This is a genomic window from Cellulomonas fengjieae (assembly GCF_018388465.1).
GTDB lineage: Bacteria > Actinomycetota > Actinomycetes > Actinomycetales > Cellulomonadaceae > Cellulomonas > Cellulomonas fengjieae.
In genome coordinates this window covers 301,573-320,242 of the sequence record NZ_CP074404.1, presented here as the reverse complement: position 1 = coordinate 320,242, position 18,670 = coordinate 301,573, and the positions used below count along the sequence as shown (strand labels likewise).

Below are 18,670 nucleotides of genomic sequence, written 5' to 3'. Positions count from 1 at the left end.
CGCTCAGCCGCGGAACTCGAAGTGCCAGTACTCCGGGTTGGAGCCGTTGCGGCCCGCCCACGACGGCGAGACCCACCCGTACGAGGGTCCGTTGCTGACCAGCCAGTTCCGCTGCGGGGTGTCCCAGCCGTACTCGCAGGGCAGCTCGGGAACATCGAGGGCGAGGCCGGTGCCGTGCGTCGACGTGCCCGGCTTGGCGGCGACCGAGCCCAGCGCCTCGCGCATGGCCACCTGGGTGTCGTAGTCGCGGTAGGTGAGGTCGAGGTCGAGGTTGTGACCGAAGGCCGCGCGGAACGCCCCGTTCAGCCGCTCGAGCGCCGCGGCGGCCGCGTTGGTCAGGTAGTAGGGCGTGCCGCGGGGGTCGACGTCCCAGGAGATCGCTGTCAGCGCGTCCGGCGAGAGCCTGCCGTTCGACCCGTCGCCGCCCACGGTCGCGGGCGAGGTGTAGAACGGCGGGCCGGTGTAGGTGGTCCCGCACGAGGGTGCCGCCGGGGCCGATCCGCTGCTGGGCTTTCCGGCGGGCTTGGGGGTCGGCGTCGTCGCAGCCGCCGCGGCGGCGGCGGCGGCCTCGGCTTCCTGCGCCTGCCACTCCTGGTGCGCGGCCGAGACGGCGACCTCCGCGGCGGCGAGCGCGGCGGCGAGCGTGCGCAGGGCGGTGGCGCTGTGGCCGGTGGTGGCGCTGTGGCCGGCGGTGGTGCTGTCGCCGGTGGTGGCGCTGTCGCCGGCCGTGGCGCTGTCGCCGGCGGTGGCGTCGGTCGTCGCGGGATCCGTGGCCGCGAGGGTCGCGTCCACCGTCGCCAGCGCGGCCGCCAGCTCCTGCCGGACCGCGTCGTCGGGGACCGCGTCCTGCGTCGCCGCGAGCGTCGTGCGCGCCTGCTCGGCGGCAGCGGAGAGCACGCTGCGGGCGTCGGTCAGCACGACCGTGGCCTGCAACCGCGCCGCCGCCGCGGTCTGCGCGCGAGCCGCAGCGGCGTCGAGCGCCAGCACCTCGCGGGCGTCGGCCGCGCGCTCCTGGGCGGCGAGGGCGGCCGCGGCCCGGTCCTCGCGCTCGGTCCAGGCCCAGGCGCTCCCCGCCCCGCCGACCAGGAGGACGGCGGTGGCGGCGGCGACGATGCTGCGTGACGGTCGGCGGATGGTGACTGCTCCAGGAACCAGCGGTGGACGGGCGCACCCGTGCGGATCGCCTGCCAGGGTAGCCGCCGACGCGGCCGCCGCCATCCGGTGGAACCCCCCGCGCCACGCTCAAGAACACCCCGCCCGCGGCCGATCCCGACCCCATGAACGAGGTGCGTCCGACGCTGGCCCGTGCTGCGTCCGACACTCACGGCACGGTCCCGGGTGTGCGCCCGCTGACCGCCGACGAGCTGGCTCATCTCGACCGCGCCCGCACCTACCTGCGTTCCAGCGGGACCGACGTCGCGGACGCGCACGCCGTCGGCACGCTGCTGCACGGGGCGCGCAGCGGGTGGGCCGCCGGACCACCGGCGCCGGTTCCGCAGGCGATGGTGATGGCCCTGGGGGTGGGCGTCGGCGACCTCGTCGTGGCCCGCGTGCCCGGTGCCCGCTGGGCGCTGCGGACGGCCGGCGACGCGCCGACCCCCGCCGTGGTGTCCGCCTCGGGGCAGGACGCGGCGCTGCCCCTGGCGGACGTGGCGGCCCGCTGGCAGGCCGGCTGCGGCCCGCAGTGGGTGGCCGAGTACGTCGCCGCCGCCGCGGCGCACCTGACGCCCGAGTCCGGCACTGAGGTGCCGAGCCCGCGGACCCCGCCGGGGGCTGCAGTCGCGGCGGCCGCCGCGCCGGTCTTCCGGACGCCTGCCGACCTTCCCCGTCCCCCGTCCCCGGCCGCGCAGGACATCGCGCTCGGGGTGCTCGACCAGGCGCTCGAGGCGACGCTCGCGTCGGGCGACGGCACGGCGCCGTTCGCGGTGGTCGACGGCTCCCCCACGCACGGTCCGGACGTGCGCCGCTTCGGCGGCGATCCCACGCAGGCGCTGCGCGCCGCGCGGGCCTGGGTGCGCAGCACCGGAGCAGCCCGTGCCGCGGTGGCGTGGTCGGGCCGCCTCCCGGGCGACGATGAGCCCGCCTCCGTCGGCCAGCGCGCCGTCCTCGTCGAGGCGTCCGACGCGGGCGCGCCCAGCCTGCTCGTCGCCCACCGCTACTCGGCGGCCACCTCGGGAGGCGCGGGACGCGCCCGGCCCGCGCGCGCGGTCGGCGAGCCGCTGGTCCTGGGGCAGGGCGACCCGCTGCTCTGACGCCGGTCGTGCGCGAGAATCCACCCATGGGTGTCCCCGTCACCGCGATCGACCCGAACCTCCCCACGGCGACCGCTCCCCCGTCGGCGGCGGCCACCGCGTTCGACCCGACCGCGGACCCCCGCGCGGAGCTGGAGCGCCAGATCGCCGCCTACGTCGACCTCGGCATCCCGGCGCTGCTGGGCGAGGACGCGACGGCGTTCCGCGACCGGCTGGCGCCGCTGGCCGGCGCGGCGGACGCCCCCGCGGTGCCGGCGGCGGTCGAGGGCGACGCCGTGCCGTTCGTCCTGGTGATCCCGGGGCTCGACGTGAACGACCTCGTACCCGCGATGCGCCGCGGCCGACAGCTCGGGATCAGCGTCATCGACCGCGTCGAGGCCCCCACCTATCGGCCGATCCCCGGCGTCGACGTCCCCGCCGGGCCGTACCTCCTGCGCGGCATCGACACCGGCTCGGAGTTCTGCGGTGTGCCGCCGGAGCAGGCGCTCGCCACCATCACGGCGCGGGGACGCACGCCGCTGACCATGGCCGAGGGCGTCGCGCTGGTCGTCGTGCGGCCGGACATGCTGCGGCCGAACAAGTGCTTCTCCCTGCTCGCCTCACGCACCGGTGGCAACCAGCGCGTGCCGGCGGTCTGGATCAGCGAGCGCCGGCCGAAGCTCGGTTGGTGCTGGGACCGCAACCCGCACTCGTGGCTCGGCTCGGCGTCGGCCACCGACCGGCTCGCGGCCTAGCCGCTGCCCGTCTGCGCGCGCACCGGGTACCACCGCGAGCCGAACCGCCGGGTGACGCTGCGCCCGCTGATGTCCGCCAGCTCGTCCAGCCGCGCGAGCACCGCCCACCCGATGCGTCGGGCGCTCTGGTCGTCGTCGGCCTGGTACCGCACGGTCACCCGTGCCTGGCCGCGCACGACCGCGACGTCGAACGCCTCGACCGTCGTCATCGCCTCGGCGACGGCGACGGCCTGAGGGAGCACGTCGGGGGCGGCGACGCCCGGCTGCAGCAGGCCGATCGCGGCGACCACCCGGTAGGAGGGCACGGTCTCAGCTCTTGATCTCGGCCCCGCCCATGATGGTGGTCACGCGCACGACGAGCTCCGGGGCGCCGTCCTGCAGCGGGAGCGTCGTCTTGTCCTCCCAGCCGCCGAGGATCGGCAGCCCGCTGGTCCGCACGCGCCACGTCGGCGGCACCTTGAGCTCGACCCCGCCCCAGAACGTGAAGATCGAGATCTCGGCCCGGTCGACGATGTCCGCCTCGCGCAGGTCGACGTCGATGCCACCCATGATGGCGGTCAGCGTCCCGCCCTTGAACTGCTGCGAGCGCGTCTTGCGGTCCGACCCCCACCAGAAGACCGTGGAGTTGATGACGTCGTCATCGACCGACTGGCTGCCGAAGTTCGTGATCAGCGAGAGCCCCACCAGGATCACCGCGACCGGCCAGAGGATCTCCCAGAAGTTCACGTCGAGGACGTCGAGCGACTGCAGCAGGAAGAGCAGTCCCACCACGATGATGACGGTCGGCCCCAACCACGCGCGCGGGGCGGCGATCAGCGCAGCCAGGCCGACGCCGATGATGATCAGCGGCCACCAGTCGGAGAACAGCTGACCCAGGTCCACGCTGAGGACGTCGAGCTGGGTCAGCAGTGCGATCACCCCGACCGCGACGATGAGCACACCGAGGAGCACCTGCACGGGAGGGCGACGACGATCCATGGGAGCCACGGTACTGGTGCCGCAGGCGCAGGTCAGCCGCGATTCGTGGCGTCCCGGTCGCGCTGTCGAACGTGCAGGATCCGACGACCTCGCCGCCGACGACCAGCTGGGTCTGCGCGGTCCACCCGGAGCCGGGCACACACCCATGCCGGACACGACGATCTTCCGGACGCCGTCTCCCGCTCACCGCCCGGGAGCCCGGCGCTGACGGCCCGCGGGTCACTGGGCAGGGACGACCGTCAGCGTCGACCGGGCGTTCACGCCCCGGTGCACCGCGTGGATCTCGTGCGGGCCCACCGATGTGGGCTGGCAGTACCCCAGGGTGCACGGCTGGCCGTCCCACGTGATGTGGGCCTCGTCGGTGACGTCGCCGATGGGCGCACCGTTCGGTTCGTACGCCTCGACGGTGTAGGTCCACCCGGTACCGAGGGGCACGCTCGTCTCCTCTCTCGGAGACAGGATGATGTACCCGACGAACGGACGGGACGTCTCGTTGGCCCAGTACTCCTCGGAGGCGATGATCCCGCCGATGACCTGCTCGTCGCGTGCACCCTGCTGGATCGCAGAGACCCACGTCCCCAGACCGCTCGGGTCCAGGCCGCGGCCCAGCAGCCACCAGTAGTAGCCGTCGACGACCGACGACAGGTACTCGGTCGACAGCAGGAAGCCCATCGCCACCTGCGCACGGGTCGCTCCCCGGTTCAGCTCGTCCAGCCAGAAGGCGACCTCCGAGCCGCCCGCCTCACGGCCGAGGACATCGACGTACAGCGCACTGACCCAGCCTGCACCGGTCGCACCGGCGCGCGCCCAGTACTCGTCGGATGCGATGAACCCGGAGTGCAGCTGCTCGATGGTCATACCCCCGGCCATGTTCCGGAGCCAGAACTGCAGCCCCGGGGCGTCGGGTCCACGGCCGAGGTACTCCTCGTACGCGTCGATGATCAACCCGGACCGAAATTCCACCGACGACGTGATCGAGTTGGCGACCGCGATGCGAGGCGTGCCCGCTCCCAGCGCGGTCGTCCACGTCGTCCGGCCCGTCGGGTCCGGCGCGCGACCGAAGAGGTCCTCGTACACGGAGATCACGTATTTCTCGTTGGCATTGGCGCCCTCGAGGGTCAAGGCGGAAGCCGATTCTGCCGCGCCGGGAAGCAGCAGGCTGGCGACGACGAGCGCAACGGCCGGGCGAGCGAGACGCACGTGGACTCCAGGGGGAGCAGGAGCAGGCGCGGCGGTGTCACCGTGTCCGACGCCGGACCCTTCCGCAGCCGCTACCGCGGGCACTGCCTCGGGCCCATGACGTGAGGGGAGCGTATCGAGTCCTCGACCGCTCGTGGGCCGGTTGCGATGCGCAGGTTCTGGCACGGCGTGTCCGCGTCAGCCGCGTCTCATGGCGTCCCAGTCGGCGCTGTCGAACGTGCAGGATCCGACGACCTCGCCGCCGACGACCAGCCGGGTCTGCGCGGTCCACCCGGAGCCGGCGTTCTGCAGGTCGTCCGCCTCGATGGTCGCGGGGGCGACCCCGAGGACCTCGGACGCCGAGCCGGTCGACGGCAGCTCCTGCGACACCTCCATCGTCGACCCGTCGGCCCGCCGGATGTCCGTCTCGTAGAACGCGCCGACCAGGTCCCGGTCCGTGGCGGTCCACGTCCACCGGACGGCCAGCGCGGACTCCTCGTCGGAGTCGGTCGTTCTGCTGATCCACAGACGGTGCTCGCGCGTGGTGCTGCCGCCGGTGCGCGAGACGACCGCGACGGCGGACCGCGTCGCGACCGTGCCGTCCGCGACGCAGGGCACCGTCGACTCCCACGAGCTGCCGGTCGACGTCGACGTCGACGTGATGGAGAAGCCGACGCCCAGCGCGCACGCGGCCAGCGCCAGCACGCTCACGCTCGTCGAGCCGAGCGCCGAGGGCGCGTGCCGGACCGGGGCGAACCAGGGGTGGGCCGGGGGTTCGCGGGTCTGGATCACCACGGTCCCGGCGATCGAGTCCGCGAACGTCTGCCTGCGCTCGTGCCACAGCGGCCGCAGGTACCCGATCATCAGGAACGCATCGAGCACGTGTGCCACCACGCGCACGCCCGACACGAGGACACCCGCCGGCAGCCCGTCGGACACCCGCACGACCGCGACACCCGCCACCCGCTTGCCGGGGGTGGCCCCCGTCCAGCCCTGCAGCGCGAGCATCCCGAGCAGGAGCGCGACGAGCCACGGGCTCGTGAACCAGGCGACCGCGTCGACGTCGCCGGCCGGGCCCTGCGTGAACGTGGGCGTCAGGTCCGGCGCCAGGCCGCCGGCTCCCAGCACGACCCAGGTCGCGCCGCCCAGGATCGAGCCGTCGAGCAGGGCGGCAACGACCCGGCGGGACCAGGGGGCGAGCGGCGGTGCGTCGGCGGGCGCAACGGGGTCCGCAGGCAGCACCGGCGCGACGGTCACGGCCGAATTCTGGCAGGTCACAGGGCTCTCCGTCCCGGGAATGGATGGCGCCGCGGGGAGCCGACGCGCGTGCGGCGCGGTGCCGTCTCGCGCTCGGCACGGGCAGCGGGCACGATGCGCGAATGGGGACGGCCGGGATCTCGCGGGCTCGCTGGGTGCGCTACGGCGCAGTCGTCGCGTTCGGGATCGGGTTCGGCTACGTCGAGGCCGCGGTCGTCCACTACCTGCGCCTGGTGCTCGGCCCACAGCTGGACTACGACGCCCCCGTGCGGCGGGTGTACCTCGACCTGGGCGTGATCCGCTTCGTCGACCCCGTGCAGCCGATGCTCGTCGACCCCGACCTGGCCCGCGCCGAGACGGTGCGGGAAGCCGCGACCATCCTCATGCTGGCCGCGGTCGCGGTGCTGGCCGGTCGCGGGTTCTGGCACGGCGTGGCCGCGTTCTTCATCGCGTTCACCGTGTGGGACCTCACCTACTACCTCTTCCTGCGGGTGCTCACCGGCTGGCCGACGAGCCTCGCCGACACCGACGTGTTCTTCCTGATCCCGGTGACGTGGTTGGGGCCGGTGGCGACGCCGGTGGTCGCGTCCGCGGTGGTCCTCGCCGTCTCGTCGTGGTGGTACCTGCGGCCGGCGCAGTGGGCGCGCCCGACGTCCTGAGGTCGACGCCTGGTGTACTTCCGGCATGGAGATCCTGCATGTCGCGCACCGGGACGACTGGGAGGCCGCCCTGGCCTCCGGCACCTACCGAGTGTCCACCCGAGGTGCCTTTCTCGACGAGGTCGGCTTCATCCACGCCTCGTACCCGCACCAGATCAGTGCCGTCGCGAAGGCGGTCCATGGCGACGACGACGCCGACCTGTGCGTCCTCGTGCTGGACCCGGAGAGGATCCGAGCGGCCGGGACCCGGGTGGTGGACGAGGACGGGGGCGACGGCGAGCTCTACCCCCACGTCTACGGCCCGATCGAGCCGGGCTTCGTGACGGCGGTGCGCCCGGCGGCCGTCGACGCCTCGGGTGCGTTCCGGTTCTGACCGGGACGCGGCACGAGCGGCATGAGTCATCATCTCGCGCAATAACACCCTCGTCATCACGTCGTTCCCCGGGGGAGGATGCTGAGAATGACGGTGCGTGTCCGGCTGATGAACGAGTACACCGTCGACTGGCCCCTGTGGGTCTCCGATGGCCCGGCGCAGGAAGGCGACGTACCGATCGACGAACCTCTCGCGACGGAACTCAAGACATGGGCGCGCGTGTTTAACGAGCACTACGACTGGAAGCGCGGCTGGGACGACCCGGCAGTAGCTGAGGGGCACGCACAAGAAGCGGTGCGCCTGCGGGGCGCCCTGCAGGATGCACTAGGCCGAGGCTACGACGTCGTGCTCGAGCTCTGGGAAGTCTCCGACCGGTAGCAGACCCTCGGGAACGACCGCGAGTGGCTTTTGGGTGGGTTCCGGCCGACCGCGTCCGGCCGACCTATTCAGAACGCCCGGAACGGATCGGCTACAGACTTGGCTACAAATCTCACCCCGGCGCTTCACATAGCGAAGGCCCCGCCCCAGCCGGTTGGCTGGTGGCGGGGCCTTTTCCGTCTGAGCCGCCTAAGAGAATCGAACTCTTGACCTTCTCATTACGAGTGAGACGCTCTGCCGACTGAGCTAAGGCGGCGTCGTCGCGGTCCGCGGACCCCGGCGAGCCCGCCCACTGTACCCGGAGGACCCCCGGCCCTCCAAAGCGGGCGGTCGGAGCCGGCCGGGAGCGCACGCGAGCGCTGCCGCGGTCAGGGCGACGACGTCCTCGGCGAGGGCTGCCTGCCAGTCGGGCACGTGCCCGGCCGCCCACCCGCGCCACGCCACGCCGCCGTAGGCGCCCGCCAGACCGCCCGCGGCGCCCGCGAGCGCGGGAGCGAACGGGCGGGACCCGTCCCGCGCGGCGAGCAGGGTGGCGCCGACGGCCCCCGACGCTGCCCGGACGAACGCTCCGCCGTACGCGAGCCGGCTGGGTGCGACGGGCAGCTTGTCGACGAGCAGCTCCCCCGCGACGGCCGTCGCCGCCCCGGCGCGCAGCACCGGGTGATGGTCACCGGCGATCGTCGGGGCCGCCGGCCCGAGGGACGAGCGGGCGCCTGCGGCCCACCCGAGCAGCAGCGACCGGAGCACCAGGCCGGCACGGGGCCGCCGTCGCGCGGGGGCGTCGTCGAGGCGCGTCAGCACGCCGTGCCCGCGATCAGTCCGCGCGTGATGGCTGCCATCGAGCCACTGTCGCCCGCCGGGTGGCGAGCAGCAACTGGACGCGCGGTCAGCAGCGCGTGCCCTCCGCGGGGACCGTCCCGGTGAGCAGGTAGGCGTCGATGGCATCGTCGGTGCACGCGTTGGAGGAGCCGTACGCGGTGTGGCCCTCGCCCTCGTACGTCAGCAGCACGGCCGACGACAGGAGGTCGGCCAGCTCCTCGGCCCACCTGTAGGGCGTCGCCGGGTCGTTGGTGGTGCCGACGACGAGGATGGGGGCCGCGCCCTCGGCGGCGTACGACTCGAGACCGCCCACCTCGGCGACCGGCCACTGCGCGCACACGGTGGCGCCGTACCCGAAGAAGTACCCGACGGTCGGTGCGGCGTCCTCGATCTGGGCCGCCTCGGCGCGCATCGTGGCGACGTCCGCGGAGTCGCGGCTGTCCAGGCAGTTGATCGCGTAGAACGCGACGGTGGAGTTGGTGCTGAACGTGCCGTCGGGCGAGCGGTCCGAGTACTGGTCCGCGAGCTGCAGCAGCGCCGACCCGTCGTTCTGGTCGATGGCCAGCGTCAGGGCCTGCGTCAGGTAGGGCCACAGGGACTGCGCGTACAGCGGCAGCGCGACGCCGTAGAAGGCGAGCGACCGGGTCAGGTCGCGCGCGGAGCCCGTCGGCAGCGGGTTGGCCTCGGCCCGGTCGAGCATCTCCCGGATCTGAGCGAGTCCGTCGTCGACCGAACCGTCCAGCGGGCAGCGCGGGCCCGCCTGGCAGTCGGCGACGTAGGCGCGCAGCGCGTTCTCGAAGCCGACGGCCTGACCCTGCGACGCCTCCGCGGAGGTCAGCGTGGGCGGGAGCGCACCGTCGAGCACCAGCCGGCCGACAGTCTGCGGGAAGAGCGCCGCGTAGGTGGCGCCGAGCGCCGTGCCGTAGGAGAAGCCGAGGTAGGCCAGCGTGTCGTCACCGAGCACCGCGCGCAGGACGTCCAGGTCGCGCGCCGCGCTGACGGTGTCGACGTGACCCAGCACCTCGCCCGTGTTCTCCAGGCAGGCGGCACCGAGCTCCCCGTACATGTCGATGACGTCCTGGATGCCGGCGTCGGTCGAGTAGTCCGCGTCGTACGCGAGGATCTCGTCGAGACCCGGCCCGTCGACGCACTCGACCGGGCTGGAGCGCTGCACGCCGCGCGGGTCGAACCCGACCAGGTCGTACTGCCGCTTGACCTCCGTGCCGACCATGCCCGAGACCTGCTGCACGAAGTCGACGCCCGACGCTCCCGGCCCACCGCGGTTGAGCAGCAGGGAGCCGATCGGCTCTCCGCCGGTCGCCCGGGCACGCGCGAGGGCGATCCCGATCGACGGCCCATCCGGGTCCGCGTAGTCCATCGGCACCTGCGCGGTGGCGCACTCGCCCTGCGCGCACGTGGTCCACTCGAGCTCCTGCCCGTAGAACCGCGCGAGCTCGGCCGGTCCCTGAGCCCCCGGCGCCTCGGAGGTTGCTCCCGGGGTCGGGCCGGCCGCCTGGTTCTTGGGTGGCACGCACCCGGCGAGCAGCAGCACGCAGACCAGGAGGGCGGACAGAGCGACGGCGGGGCGGTGCCGCGGGTCGCGTGCCGCGCGCGCGGGCATGGCGAGGCGGTCGGAAAGCGGCATGCCCCCACGGTAGCCGCCGATGCTGAAGGCCCGTTGCCCGGTCCGCGCGCACGGTCCGACCATCACCCGATCTGCACAGTCCTCGATCCGCACGGTCCCTCTCGGTACGTCCGGACCGGAGCGGACGGCGCCGCTGCTATCCCTGCGGCCGCAGCGCCACAGCCATCGCCTCGACCGCGAGGAGCGGGGCGACGTTGCCGGCCAGCCGGGTGCGCGCCTGGCCGACGGCGTCCATCCGCCGCAGCGTCTGCTCCGGTGTGCTCGCCTCGGCCAGGGCACGCACGGACGCCTCGTGCTCGATGTTCACCAGCTCGACACCCGCGCCCAGCTGCACCACCAGCACGTCGCGATAGAGCGAGAGCAGGTCGACCATCGCGCGGTCGAGCACGTCGCGCTGCGCCCGGGTGGCCCGACGCTTCTGGTCCTCCTCCAGCTGCCGGACCTGGGTGCGCAGCGTCGGCGGGAGCGTCGCGGCGCCCTCGGCGCCCATCGACCGCAGGAGTGCCGCCTTCTCCTCGGCGTCCCGCTGCTCGGTGGCCGCCTTGGCGTCGGCCTGCGCCGTCTCGACGAGCTCACCGGCCGCCAGCACGGCATCGCCGACGCCGCGGATCTTCGCCGCGATGCCCAGCACCGCCGACCGCCGCGCCCGCGCATCCGGGTCCCGGGCGAGCCGACGGGCGATCCCGACGTGGCTCTGCGCGGCCCGCGCCGCGATCGCCGCGACGGTCGGGTCGATGCCGTCGCGCGAGACCAGGAGCGCCGCGACGGCGTCGACCGGCGGCACCCGCAGCGCGACGGACCGGCTGCGGGAGCGGATGGTGACCAGGACGTCCTGCGGGCTCGGGGCGCACAGGATCCACACCGTGCGGCCCGCCGGCTCCTCGATCGCCTTGAGCAGCGAGTTTCCGCTGGTGTCGTTCAGCCGGTCGGCGTCCTCGATGATGATGACGCGGTGCCGGCCCTGCGAGGGCGAGCGCTGCGCGAGCTCGACCAGCGGGCGCGCCGTCTCCGCACGGATGAAGACGCCCTCCGTGGCCACGACCGTGACGTCCGGGTGCAGCCCGCGCAGGGTGGTCGTGCAGTCGTGGCAGACGCCGCAGCCACCGGACGCGCACTGCAGCGCCGCGGCGAACGCGCGCGCCGCGTTGGACCGCCCGGAGCCGGGCGGACCGGTCAGGAGCCACGCGTGCGTCATCGCGGCGGGGTCCTCGATCGCGTGCCGCAGCACCTCGACCGCGGGCTCCTGCCCGACGACGTCGTCCCAGACGCTGGTCACGGCGCGACCCCGAGGAGCGGTGCGACCCGATCGCGGACGGCGGCGGCGAGCTCGTCGACCGGCCTCGTCGCGTCGAGCACGAGCCAGCGCGCCGGTTCGGCCGCGGCGCGTCCGAGGAACGCCTCGCGCGTCCGGCGGTGGAAGTCGTCGCCTGCCCGCTCGAGCCGGTCCGGGTCCCCGGTCAGCCGCGCCTTGCCGGCGACCGGATCGAGGTCCAGGAGGACGGTGACCGCCGGCAGCAGACCGTCGACCGCCCACAGCGACAGTCGCTCGACCTCGTCGGCGCCCAGGTCCCGGCCGCTGCCCTGGTAGGCCACCGACGAGTCGAGGTAGCGGTCCGTCACGACCACCGCCCCGCGGGCCAGCGCCGGGCGGACCAGCGAGGCGACGTGGTGCGCGCGGTCCGTCGCGTAGATGAGCGCCTCGGTGCGGGCGTCGACGTGGTCGCCGTGCAGGACCGCGTCGCGCAGCAGCACGCCGAGCTCGGTCCCGCCCGGCTCGCGCGTCAGTACGACCTCACGCCCGAGCGACGTCAGCCAGTCCCCCAGCAGTCGAGCCTGCGTCGACTTGCCGGCGCCGTCGCCACCCTCGAAGGAGAGGAACAGCCCCGGAGGGGTGGCAGCGTCGGGCGGGTTCACGTGCGTCAGGGTAGCCGCCGCCGGGGACACGCCCGGCCCTACTCCCCCGGGTACGCCACGCCGATCTGGGCCCGGACCGTGTCCATCGTCCGCATGACCTCGACGGTGTTCGCCCACGTGAGTCGCGGGCTCTCGGTCGCCCCGGCGGCCACCTGCCGGGCGACCTCCGCGGCCTCGTACTGCAGGCCCTTGGCGCTGGGCTGGTCGAACTCCCAGACCCGGCCGTCGAGGCGCTGCACCCGGAACGACGTCGGCGTGAAGAATCCGCCGCGGACGGCGATGAAACCGTCAGTGCCGGAGATGCTCGCGGTCGTCGGCGTCTTGGACCACAGCGTGGTCGAGAGCGTCGCCTGCGCGCGCTCCCCGTACGACAGCACCATCGAGATCTGGCCGTCGACACCGGTCTGGGTCAGCTGCCCGACCGCCTGCACCACGTCCGGGACGCCGAGGAAGTCGTGCGCGAACGAGACCGGGTACACCCCGAGGTCCAGCAGCGCACCGCCCGCGAGGGCGGGGTCGAAGAGCCGGCTCTTGGGGTCGAACGTGAACGCCTGCCCGTGGTCCGCCGTGATGTTGATGATCTCGCCGATCTCACCGGCGTCGATCACCTGGTGCAGCGCGTAGACGTGCGGCAGGAACCGCGTCCACATCGCCTCCATCACGAACACCCCGGCGGCGCGGGCCGCGGCGAAGACCTCCTCGGCCTCGCCCGCGTTGCGCGTGAACGCCTTCTCGACGAGCACGTGCTTGCCGGCGCGGATGGCGAGCAGCGCCTGCTCCTTGTGCTCGGAGTGCGGCGTCGCGATGTACACGGCGTCGACCTGCGGGTCCTCGACCAGCTCGCGGTAGCCCACGTGCGTGGTCGGGATGTGGTGCGCCGTGGCGAACCGCTCGGCGCGGTCGCGGTTGCGCGACCCCACGGCCACCAGCTGGGCGCGGGTGTGCGCGTTGACGGCCGACGAGAACGTCGCAGCGATGTTGCCGGCGCCGAGGATCCCCCAGCGGATAGGCGGAGCGGAACGAGGGTCTTCAGCGCGGTCTGCCATGGGCGACAACCTAGCGCGCACGACGCCGCCGCGATGACCTGTCACCCGGGGTCACGAACGTCGCGCCCGGCCGCGCCGGGTCAGCGGGCGGGTCCCGCCGGACGTCGAGCCTCAGGTGCGTAGCGGGTGGCCGTGGCGGTCGGTGAATGTCCAGTGGCCGTGGGGGTGGCGGGTGATCTCGATGGCTCGGTCGTGGACGGTGGTGTGGTGGTGCCAGCACAGCAGGATGCCGGTGTGGGTGTCGGTGGTGCCGTGGTCGCGGTGCCAGTGGTGGGTGTGGTGGATCTCGGACAGGGCGGGTGGGGCGTCGCAGGTCGGGTATTGGCAGTGCTGGTCGCGGGCGATGATCGCGGTGCGTTTGGGTCCGGTGTAGGTGCGTTCGGTGCGCCCGACGTTCAGGATCTGGGAAGCAGGTCCGAACACGACGCGGGTGATCGCCGAGTCGCAGGCCAGTCGGGCCAGGACGGTGTCGGGGATGGGTCCGGTGCCGACCAGGTCGGCGACCGCGAACCGGTCGGGCTCCGCGACCGGCGCCGGGGCTCGGTCCCGGGTCGGCGCCGGCCGGGGCGTGGGCAGGGCTGCGCCATGCAACCCAGTGGCTGACTGGTCGTCCGCCGGATCAGGTAGCCCCGTGTCCGCGGGGATCGCGTCCCCGACCGTCGCGTCTCGTGCCGTCGCGTCTCGGACGGCCGTCCCTCCTTCCTCCGCCGGCGGGATCGGTGTTGCCGGGGCGCCGGGGGCGTGGTCCAGGGCGCGGTGCAAGGTGGGGTAGTCGACCACGGCGGTGATGTGCGGGCGGTGGGTGCCGGTGGCGCCGGTCAGGTCCCGGTCCAGGACCAGGCGGGTCAGGTTCACCAACGCCCCGGCCCGGCGCCGCGCCGCGGGTTGACCGGCCTGGTCCGCCGACCGGCCGCCCAGCGCGTGCAACGCCGCGGCCAGGGCGTGCCCGTGCTCGCTGGTCAAGAACCCGGCCAGGTGACACCCCTCGACGGTCTGGGACAGCTCCAGGAACTCCCGGTCCACCGCCTGGGCATACCCGCGTTCGTCCGCGGCCGGGTCCGCCGCCGCGGCCCACCGACGCGCCAGCACCCGGAACTGGGCCACCGGCAGCGCCCGGGCCTGGGCCACCAGGAACTCCTCACCGCACTGCCCCACCGGTGCGCCCAACGCGGCGCGGCGTACCGGGGTGTTGGCGGCGGCCGCGATCGCGTGCGCGGCCTCCAGCGCCACCACCCCGGCGACCGCGTCCCGCGCGGTCGCCGGCAGGTCATCACGAAACGCCCGCCCGAGGGCCACCACCCGACCCGCCTGCCCATGGCTCAAACGCCCCTGGGCCGCGACCCACGTCGTGATCGACCGGGCACCGTCCACCGCCCACCACCCGTCAGCCTCCACCACCGGCACCACCCGCGCCGCAATCGCGGACAACCGACCCGCCAACGCCAACGCCTCACGCACCACGTCGACCGCCGCCGCACCCTCCAACCGGCCACCCGGCACGGTCGGATCCGACACCGCCGCCAACGCATCGACCGCCGCCGTCAACGCCGCCAGTGCCGCCACCGCCCCAGCGACCGTCCCACCGCCAGCGACCTGACCACCAGTGACCCCAGGAGCATCGGCGCCGCCGTCGCCGTCCGCCCCGTCAGCAACCACACCAACAGAACCAGCACCAGCACTGCGAGCGACAGCATCGTGCTCCGGCGTGCGCGCACTGCCCTGGGAACCGGTGGCGGGGGTGCGGGTGGCGGAGCGGGCGGGGGTGCGGGCGGGGGTGCGGGCGGCGGTGCGGGCGGGGGTGCGTCCGGCACCTGAGGACACCTCGTCGATCGACACCGTTCACCTCCACCGGGAATGTCTCTGCTTCGGCAAGCATTGCATCGACCACCGACATTCATTCGGGCGCGAGGGGCGTGCCCCGGGAATGCGATCGGTCGTCGACAGAAGGCGTCCGCGCGCAGGGGCGTTTACACGGGTCGACGCGTGCTGCTCGAGGCGCCGACCCCGGGATCCCGCTCTGCAGGCGGGCGTCAGCCAGCAGGGACGACAATGACGCGTCGCAGCAAAGGACATTCCATCGAGCCGCCCACAGCCCCGGAATTCCACAGGAGCCCGTGTACCTGCCCGATTGCGACGGCTATTCTGCAGTGCCCATTGACACATTCACCCCGCACGCTGTGGGATATCCGGGTGCCGCCCGTCCCTGACCGCCTCGCCGCCTGGGGTCAGGAGCTCGTCGAGGTTCACGACCGCCTGCGGGACGAGCTCGACCGGCTTCTCGACGGCCTGGACGAGAGCCCCGGGCTGACGCCGGACCTCCGGCTGCACTGCGCGGCGTTCTGCGGCGCCATCAGCCGCCACCACACGAGCGAGGACCGGACCGCGTTCCCGGCGCTGGCGGCGCAGTACCCGGAGCTGCGGGACACGCTCGACGGGCTCGCGCGCGACCACGCCGTCGTCGCGGAGATCCTGCAGCGACTGGACGAGGTACTCACCAACCCCGCCGGTGACCCGACGCGGGTGCGCGGCCAGATCGACGGACTGGCGGCGATCCTCGAGTCCCACTTCCGCTGGGAGGAACGCACCGTCGTCGCCGCGCTGGACGGGCTCGCCGGACCGGCACTCATCGCCGAGCAGCTGTTCGGCCGCGACGTCTGACCGACGTCGCGGCTACTTCTTGGCGGTCGCCTTCTTCTTGGCAGGGGCGCGCTTGGCGGGCGCCTTCTTCTTGGCGGGAGCGGACAGGCGCTTCTCGGCGAGCAGCTCGATGGCCTGCTCGCGCGTGATCGTCTCGGGCGTCAGGTCGCGCGGCAGGGTCCGGTTGGTGACCCCGTCCGTGACGTAGGCGCCGAAGCGCCCCTCCTTGACCGTGATCGGCTTCTCGGAGGTCGGGTCGTCACCGAGCTCGCGCAGCGGCGGCGCGGCAGTGGCCCCGCGACCGCGCTTCGGCTGCGCGTAGATGGCCAGCGCCTCCTCGAGCGTGGTCGTGAACAGCGCCTCCTCCGACGCGAGCGTGCGGGAGTCGGTGCCCTTCTTCAGGTACGGGCCGTAGCGGCCGTTCTGGGCGGTGATCTCGACGCCCGTCTCGGGGTCGACGCCGACCACGCGCGGCAGCGACAGCAGCATCAGGGCGTCGTCCAGGGTGACCGACTGCAGCGACATCGACTTGAACAGCGACGCGGTCCGCGGCTTCGGAGCGGCAGCCAGGGCGCGCTTCTGGGCGGCCGCAGACAGCGACGGGTCGATCTCCGGCTCGGGCAGGAGCTCGGTCACGTACGGGCCGTAGCGGCCGTTGCGCGCGACGATCGTTGTTCCGGTCGTCGGGTCGGTGCCGAGCACCTGGTCACCCTCGGGCTGCGTCTCGAGCAGCTCGCGGGCCTTCTCGACCGTCAGCTCGTCGGGAGCGAGCTCCTCCGGCACGGACGCGCGGCGCGGGTTGCCGTCCTCGCCGGGCTCCGCGGCGGAGTCCTCCAGGTACGGCCCGTACCGGCCGACCCGAAGCACGATGCCGTCGCCGATCGGGATCGAGTTGACCTCGCGGGCGTCGATGTCGCCGAGGTTCGCGACGAGGTCCCGCAGGCCCTCGCCCTCCTCGTCGCCCGACCCGTCGCCGAAGTAGAACCGCGACAGCCACGCCACGCGGTCCTTGTCCCCCGCCGCGATCGCGTCGAGGTCCTCCTCCATCTCGGCCGTGAAGTCGTAGTCGACCAGCCAGTCGAAGTTCTCCTCCAGCAGCCGCGTCACGGCGAACGCGAGCCACGACGGCACGAGCGCCTGCCCGCGGCCGGTCACGTACCCACGGTCCTGGATGACGGAGATCGTCGCCGCGTAGGTGGACGGTCGACCGATGCCACGCTCCTCGAGCGCCTTGACCAGCGAGGCCTCGGTGTACCGCGGCGGCGGGGACGTGCGGTGGCCGTCGGCGCTCAGGTCGGACGCCGAGACGGGGTCGCCCTCGGCCATCTTCGGCAGCCGCGCGTCCTCCTTCTCGGCGGGAGCCTCCGCGTCCTCGGAGTACCGCGAGACGTCGCGGCCCTCCTCGTACGCGGCGAGGAAGCCGCGGAACGTGATGACCGTGCCGGAGGCGGAGAACAGCACGTCGGTGCCGTCGGCCGCCCTGGCACCGAGCCGGACGGACGCGGTCTGCCCGCGGGCGTCGGCCATCTGCGAGGCGACGGTGCGCTTCCAGATCAGCTCGTACAGCCGGAACTGGTCGCCCGACAGCTCCTTGGCCACCTGCGCGGGGGTCCGGAAGTGGTCGCCGGCGGGCCGGATGGCCTCGTGCGCCTCCTGGGCGCCCTTGGCCTTGCTCGCGTAGACGCGCGGTGCGTCCGGGATGTACTCGGCGCCGTACAGCTCGGACGCCTGCCGGCGCGCGGCGTCGATCGCCTGCGTGCTCAGCGACGACGAGTCCGTACGCATGTAGGTGATGTAGCCGTTCTCGTACAGGCTCTGCGCCGTGCGCATGGTCTGGCGCGACGCCATCCGCAGCTTGCGCGACGCCTCCTGCTGGAGCGTGGAGGTGGTGAACGGCGCGGCCGGCCGGCGCGTGTAGGGCTTGGTCTCGAGGCTCGCGACGGAGAAGTCGGCCTCGGCCAGGCCGGACACGAGCGACGTGGCGCGGGCCTCGTCGAGGTGGGCGACGTCGGCCGAGCGGAGGCGGCCGTCGTCGGCGAAGTCCCGACCGGTGGCGACGCGACGGCCGTCGACCGAGGTGAGCCGTGCCGTGAACGCCGGCTCGGCGGAGTCCTCGACCGCGAACGTGCCGGTGACGTCCCAGTAGTCGGCGGCGACGAACGCCATGCGCTCGCGCTCGCGCTCGACCACCAGGCGCGTGGCGACGGACTGCACGCGGCCGGCGGACAGCCCCTGGCGGACCTTGCGCCAGAGCACGGGGCTGACCTCGTACCCGTAGAGCCGGTCGAGGATGCGGCGGGTCTCCTGGGCGTCGACCAGGCGGTCGTCGAGCTCGCGGGTGTTGGCCAGGGCGCGCTGGATGGCCTCGGGGGTGATCTCGTGGAACACCATGCGCTTGACCGGGACCTTGGGCTTGAGCTCCTGCAGCAGGTGCCAGGCGATGGCCTCGCCCTCGCGGTCCTCATCGGTGGCCAGGAAGAGCTCGTCCGAGTCCTTCAGGAGCTTCTTGAGCTCGCTGACCTTCTTCTTCTTGTCCGCGTCGACCACGTAGTAGGGGGCGAAGCCGTTGTCGACGTCGACGGCGAACTTTCCGAAGGGACCCTTCTTCATGTCCGCCGGCAGCTCGGAGGGTTGGGGGAGGTCGCGGATGTGCCCGACGCTCGCCTCGACGTCGTACCCCTCGCCCAGGTACCCGGCGATCGTGCGCGCCTTGGCAGGCGACTCCACGATCACGAGCTTGCGCCCTGCAGACATCGATCAGGCCCTTCTCAGACTTCGCCGGGTCGGTCGACCCGGGCG

The 18,670-nt window shown here is 73.4% G+C and carries 18 protein-coding genes and 1 tRNA gene; 6 read left to right on the top strand and 13 right to left on the bottom strand.

What is annotated here, in order from left to right; genetic code table 11:
* Nucleotides 1-3: 3 nt before the first annotated feature.
* Complete coding sequence (locus KG102_RS01535; RefSeq protein WP_208289600.1) at nt 4-1,218, bottom strand: M15 family metallopeptidase; 1,215 nt, start codon at nt 1,216-1,218, stop codon at nt 4-6.
* A 59-nt stretch (nt 1,219-1,277) separates the two neighbouring features.
* Here KG102_RS01535 and KG102_RS01530 point away from each other — a divergent pair, with 59 nt between their 5' ends.
* Nucleotides 1,278-2,252, top strand: coding sequence for a hypothetical protein (locus KG102_RS01530; protein WP_213363023.1), 975 nt, complete (start codon nt 1,278-1,280; stop codon nt 2,250-2,252).
* A gap of 26 nt (nt 2,253-2,278) precedes the next feature.
* Nucleotides 2,279-2,986: a DUF5701 family protein gene (locus KG102_RS01525; protein ID WP_243884629.1), complete on the top strand. Its 708-nt coding sequence runs from the start codon at nt 2,279-2,281 to the stop codon at nt 2,984-2,986.
* Here the strand turns inward: KG102_RS01525 and KG102_RS01520 are convergent.
* The 4 genes from KG102_RS01520 to KG102_RS01505 form a co-directional block, all read right to left on the bottom strand.
* Complete coding sequence (locus tag KG102_RS01520; protein ID WP_208289602.1) at nt 2,983-3,291, bottom strand: hypothetical protein; 309 nt, start codon at nt 3,289-3,291, stop codon at nt 2,983-2,985. The two genes, KG102_RS01525 and KG102_RS01520, sit on opposite strands and share 4 nt — an antisense overlap.
* A gap of 4 nt (nt 3,292-3,295) precedes the next feature.
* Nucleotides 3,296-3,964 (bottom strand): LiaF transmembrane domain-containing protein, encoded by a 669-nt coding sequence (locus KG102_RS01515; protein WP_208210208.1) that lies wholly within the window; start codon nt 3,962-3,964, stop codon nt 3,296-3,298.
* Between the two features lie 219 nt (nt 3,965-4,183).
* Nucleotides 4,184-5,164 (bottom strand): DUF4214 domain-containing protein, encoded by a 981-nt coding sequence (locus KG102_RS01510; RefSeq protein ID WP_256440404.1) that lies wholly within the window; start codon nt 5,162-5,164, stop codon nt 4,184-4,186.
* Nucleotides 5,165-5,341: 177 nt separating this feature from the next.
* Nucleotides 5,342-6,400, bottom strand: coding sequence for an RDD family protein (locus KG102_RS01505; protein ID WP_208289603.1), 1,059 nt, complete (start codon nt 6,398-6,400; stop codon nt 5,342-5,344).
* A 122-nt stretch (nt 6,401-6,522) separates the two neighbouring features.
* Between KG102_RS01505 and KG102_RS01500 the strand changes: the two genes are divergently transcribed.
* From KG102_RS01500 to KG102_RS01490, 3 genes are all read left to right on the top strand, one after another.
* Complete coding sequence (locus tag KG102_RS01500; protein ID WP_208289604.1) at nt 6,523-7,059, top strand: hypothetical protein; 537 nt, start codon at nt 6,523-6,525, stop codon at nt 7,057-7,059.
* A gap of 25 nt (nt 7,060-7,084) precedes the next feature.
* The gene (locus KG102_RS01495; RefSeq protein ID WP_208289605.1) at nt 7,085-7,432 is read left to right on the top strand and encodes a DUF952 domain-containing protein; all 348 of its coding nucleotides are present in this window, start codon (nt 7,085-7,087) and stop codon (nt 7,430-7,432) included.
* Between the two features lie 87 nt (nt 7,433-7,519).
* Nucleotides 7,520-7,810: a hypothetical protein gene (locus tag KG102_RS01490; RefSeq protein WP_208289606.1), complete on the top strand. Its 291-nt coding sequence runs from the start codon at nt 7,520-7,522 to the stop codon at nt 7,808-7,810.
* A gap of 183 nt (nt 7,811-7,993) precedes the next feature.
* On the opposite strand, the gene KG102_RS01485 is transcribed toward KG102_RS01490, so the two are convergent.
* The 7 genes from KG102_RS01485 to KG102_RS18680 all read right to left on the bottom strand — a co-directional run bounded on the left by KG102_RS01485 (nt 7,994) and on the right by KG102_RS18680 (nt 15,070).
* Nucleotides 7,994-8,066 (bottom strand) — tRNA-Thr (locus tag KG102_RS01485).
* On the bottom strand, nt 8,057-8,611 hold the full coding sequence (locus KG102_RS01480; protein ID WP_208289607.1) for a hypothetical protein: 555 nt from the start codon (nt 8,609-8,611) through the stop codon (nt 8,057-8,059). Before KG102_RS01480 ends, KG102_RS01485 begins: the two co-directional genes overlap by 10 nt.
* Nucleotides 8,612-8,696: 85 nt before the next feature.
* On the bottom strand, nt 8,697-10,274 hold the full coding sequence (locus KG102_RS01475) for an alpha/beta hydrolase (protein WP_243884631.1): 1,578 nt from the start codon (nt 10,272-10,274) through the stop codon (nt 8,697-8,699).
* 136 nt (nt 10,275-10,410) lie between these two features.
* Complete coding sequence (locus KG102_RS01470; RefSeq protein ID WP_208289608.1) at nt 10,411-11,550, bottom strand: DNA polymerase III subunit delta'; 1,140 nt, start codon at nt 11,548-11,550, stop codon at nt 10,411-10,413.
* A complete protein-coding gene (gene tmk, locus KG102_RS01465; protein WP_208289609.1) occupies nt 11,547-12,188 on the bottom strand; it encodes a dTMP kinase in 642 nt (213 codons plus the stop codon). The genes KG102_RS01470 and tmk overlap by 4 nt, the downstream gene beginning before the upstream one ends.
* A gap of 38 nt (nt 12,189-12,226) precedes the next feature.
* Complete coding sequence (locus KG102_RS01460; RefSeq protein ID WP_208289610.1) at nt 12,227-13,234, bottom strand: Gfo/Idh/MocA family protein; 1,008 nt, start codon at nt 13,232-13,234, stop codon at nt 12,227-12,229.
* A 111-nt stretch (nt 13,235-13,345) separates the two neighbouring features.
* A complete protein-coding gene (locus tag KG102_RS18680; RefSeq protein ID WP_249667421.1) occupies nt 13,346-15,070 on the bottom strand; it encodes a DUF222 domain-containing protein in 1,725 nt (574 codons plus the stop codon).
* Nucleotides 15,071-15,424: 354 nt separating this feature from the next.
* On the opposite strand from KG102_RS18680, the gene KG102_RS01450 reads away from it, so the two are divergent.
* Entirely contained in the window at nt 15,425-15,892 is a 468-nt protein-coding gene (locus tag KG102_RS01450) for a hemerythrin domain-containing protein (protein ID WP_208289611.1), read from the top strand.
* 12 nt (nt 15,893-15,904) lie between these two features.
* Here the strand turns inward: KG102_RS01450 and topA are convergent, their stop codons facing one another.
* The gene (gene topA, locus KG102_RS01445; RefSeq protein WP_208210219.1) at nt 15,905-18,625 is read right to left on the bottom strand and encodes a type I DNA topoisomerase; all 2,721 of its coding nucleotides are present in this window, start codon (nt 18,623-18,625) and stop codon (nt 15,905-15,907) included.
* Nucleotides 18,626-18,670 lie beyond the last annotated feature (45 nt).

Bases quoted from the DNA above. Each gene is read 5' to 3' on its own strand.
- KG102_RS01535 (WP_208289600.1), bottom strand. From the start codon at position 1,218: ATGGCGGCGGCCGCGTCGGCGGCTACCCTGGCAGGCGATCCGCACGGG.
- KG102_RS01530 (WP_213363023.1), top strand. From the start codon at position 1,278: ATGAACGAGGTGCGTCCGACGCTGGCCCGTGCTGCGTCCGACACTCAC.
- KG102_RS01525 (WP_243884629.1), top strand. From the start codon at position 2,279: ATGGGTGTCCCCGTCACCGCGATCGACCCGAACCTCCCCACGGCGACC.
- KG102_RS01515 (WP_208210208.1), bottom strand. From the start codon at position 3,964: ATGGATCGTCGTCGCCCTCCCGTGCAGGTGCTCCTCGGTGTGCTCATC.
- KG102_RS01500 (WP_208289604.1), top strand. From the start codon at position 6,523: ATGGGGACGGCCGGGATCTCGCGGGCTCGCTGGGTGCGCTACGGCGCA.
- KG102_RS01495 (WP_208289605.1), top strand. From the start codon at position 7,085: ATGGAGATCCTGCATGTCGCGCACCGGGACGACTGGGAGGCCGCCCTG.
- KG102_RS01490 (WP_208289606.1), top strand. From the start codon at position 7,520: ATGACGGTGCGTGTCCGGCTGATGAACGAGTACACCGTCGACTGGCCC.
- KG102_RS01475 (WP_243884631.1), bottom strand. From the start codon at position 10,274: ATGCCGCTTTCCGACCGCCTCGCCATGCCCGCGCGCGCGGCACGCGAC.
- KG102_RS01460 (WP_208289610.1), bottom strand. From the start codon at position 13,234: ATGGCAGACCGCGCTGAAGACCCTCGTTCCGCTCCGCCTATCCGCTGG.
- topA (WP_208210219.1), bottom strand. From the start codon at position 18,625: ATGTCTGCAGGGCGCAAGCTCGTGATCGTGGAGTCGCCTGCCAAGGCG.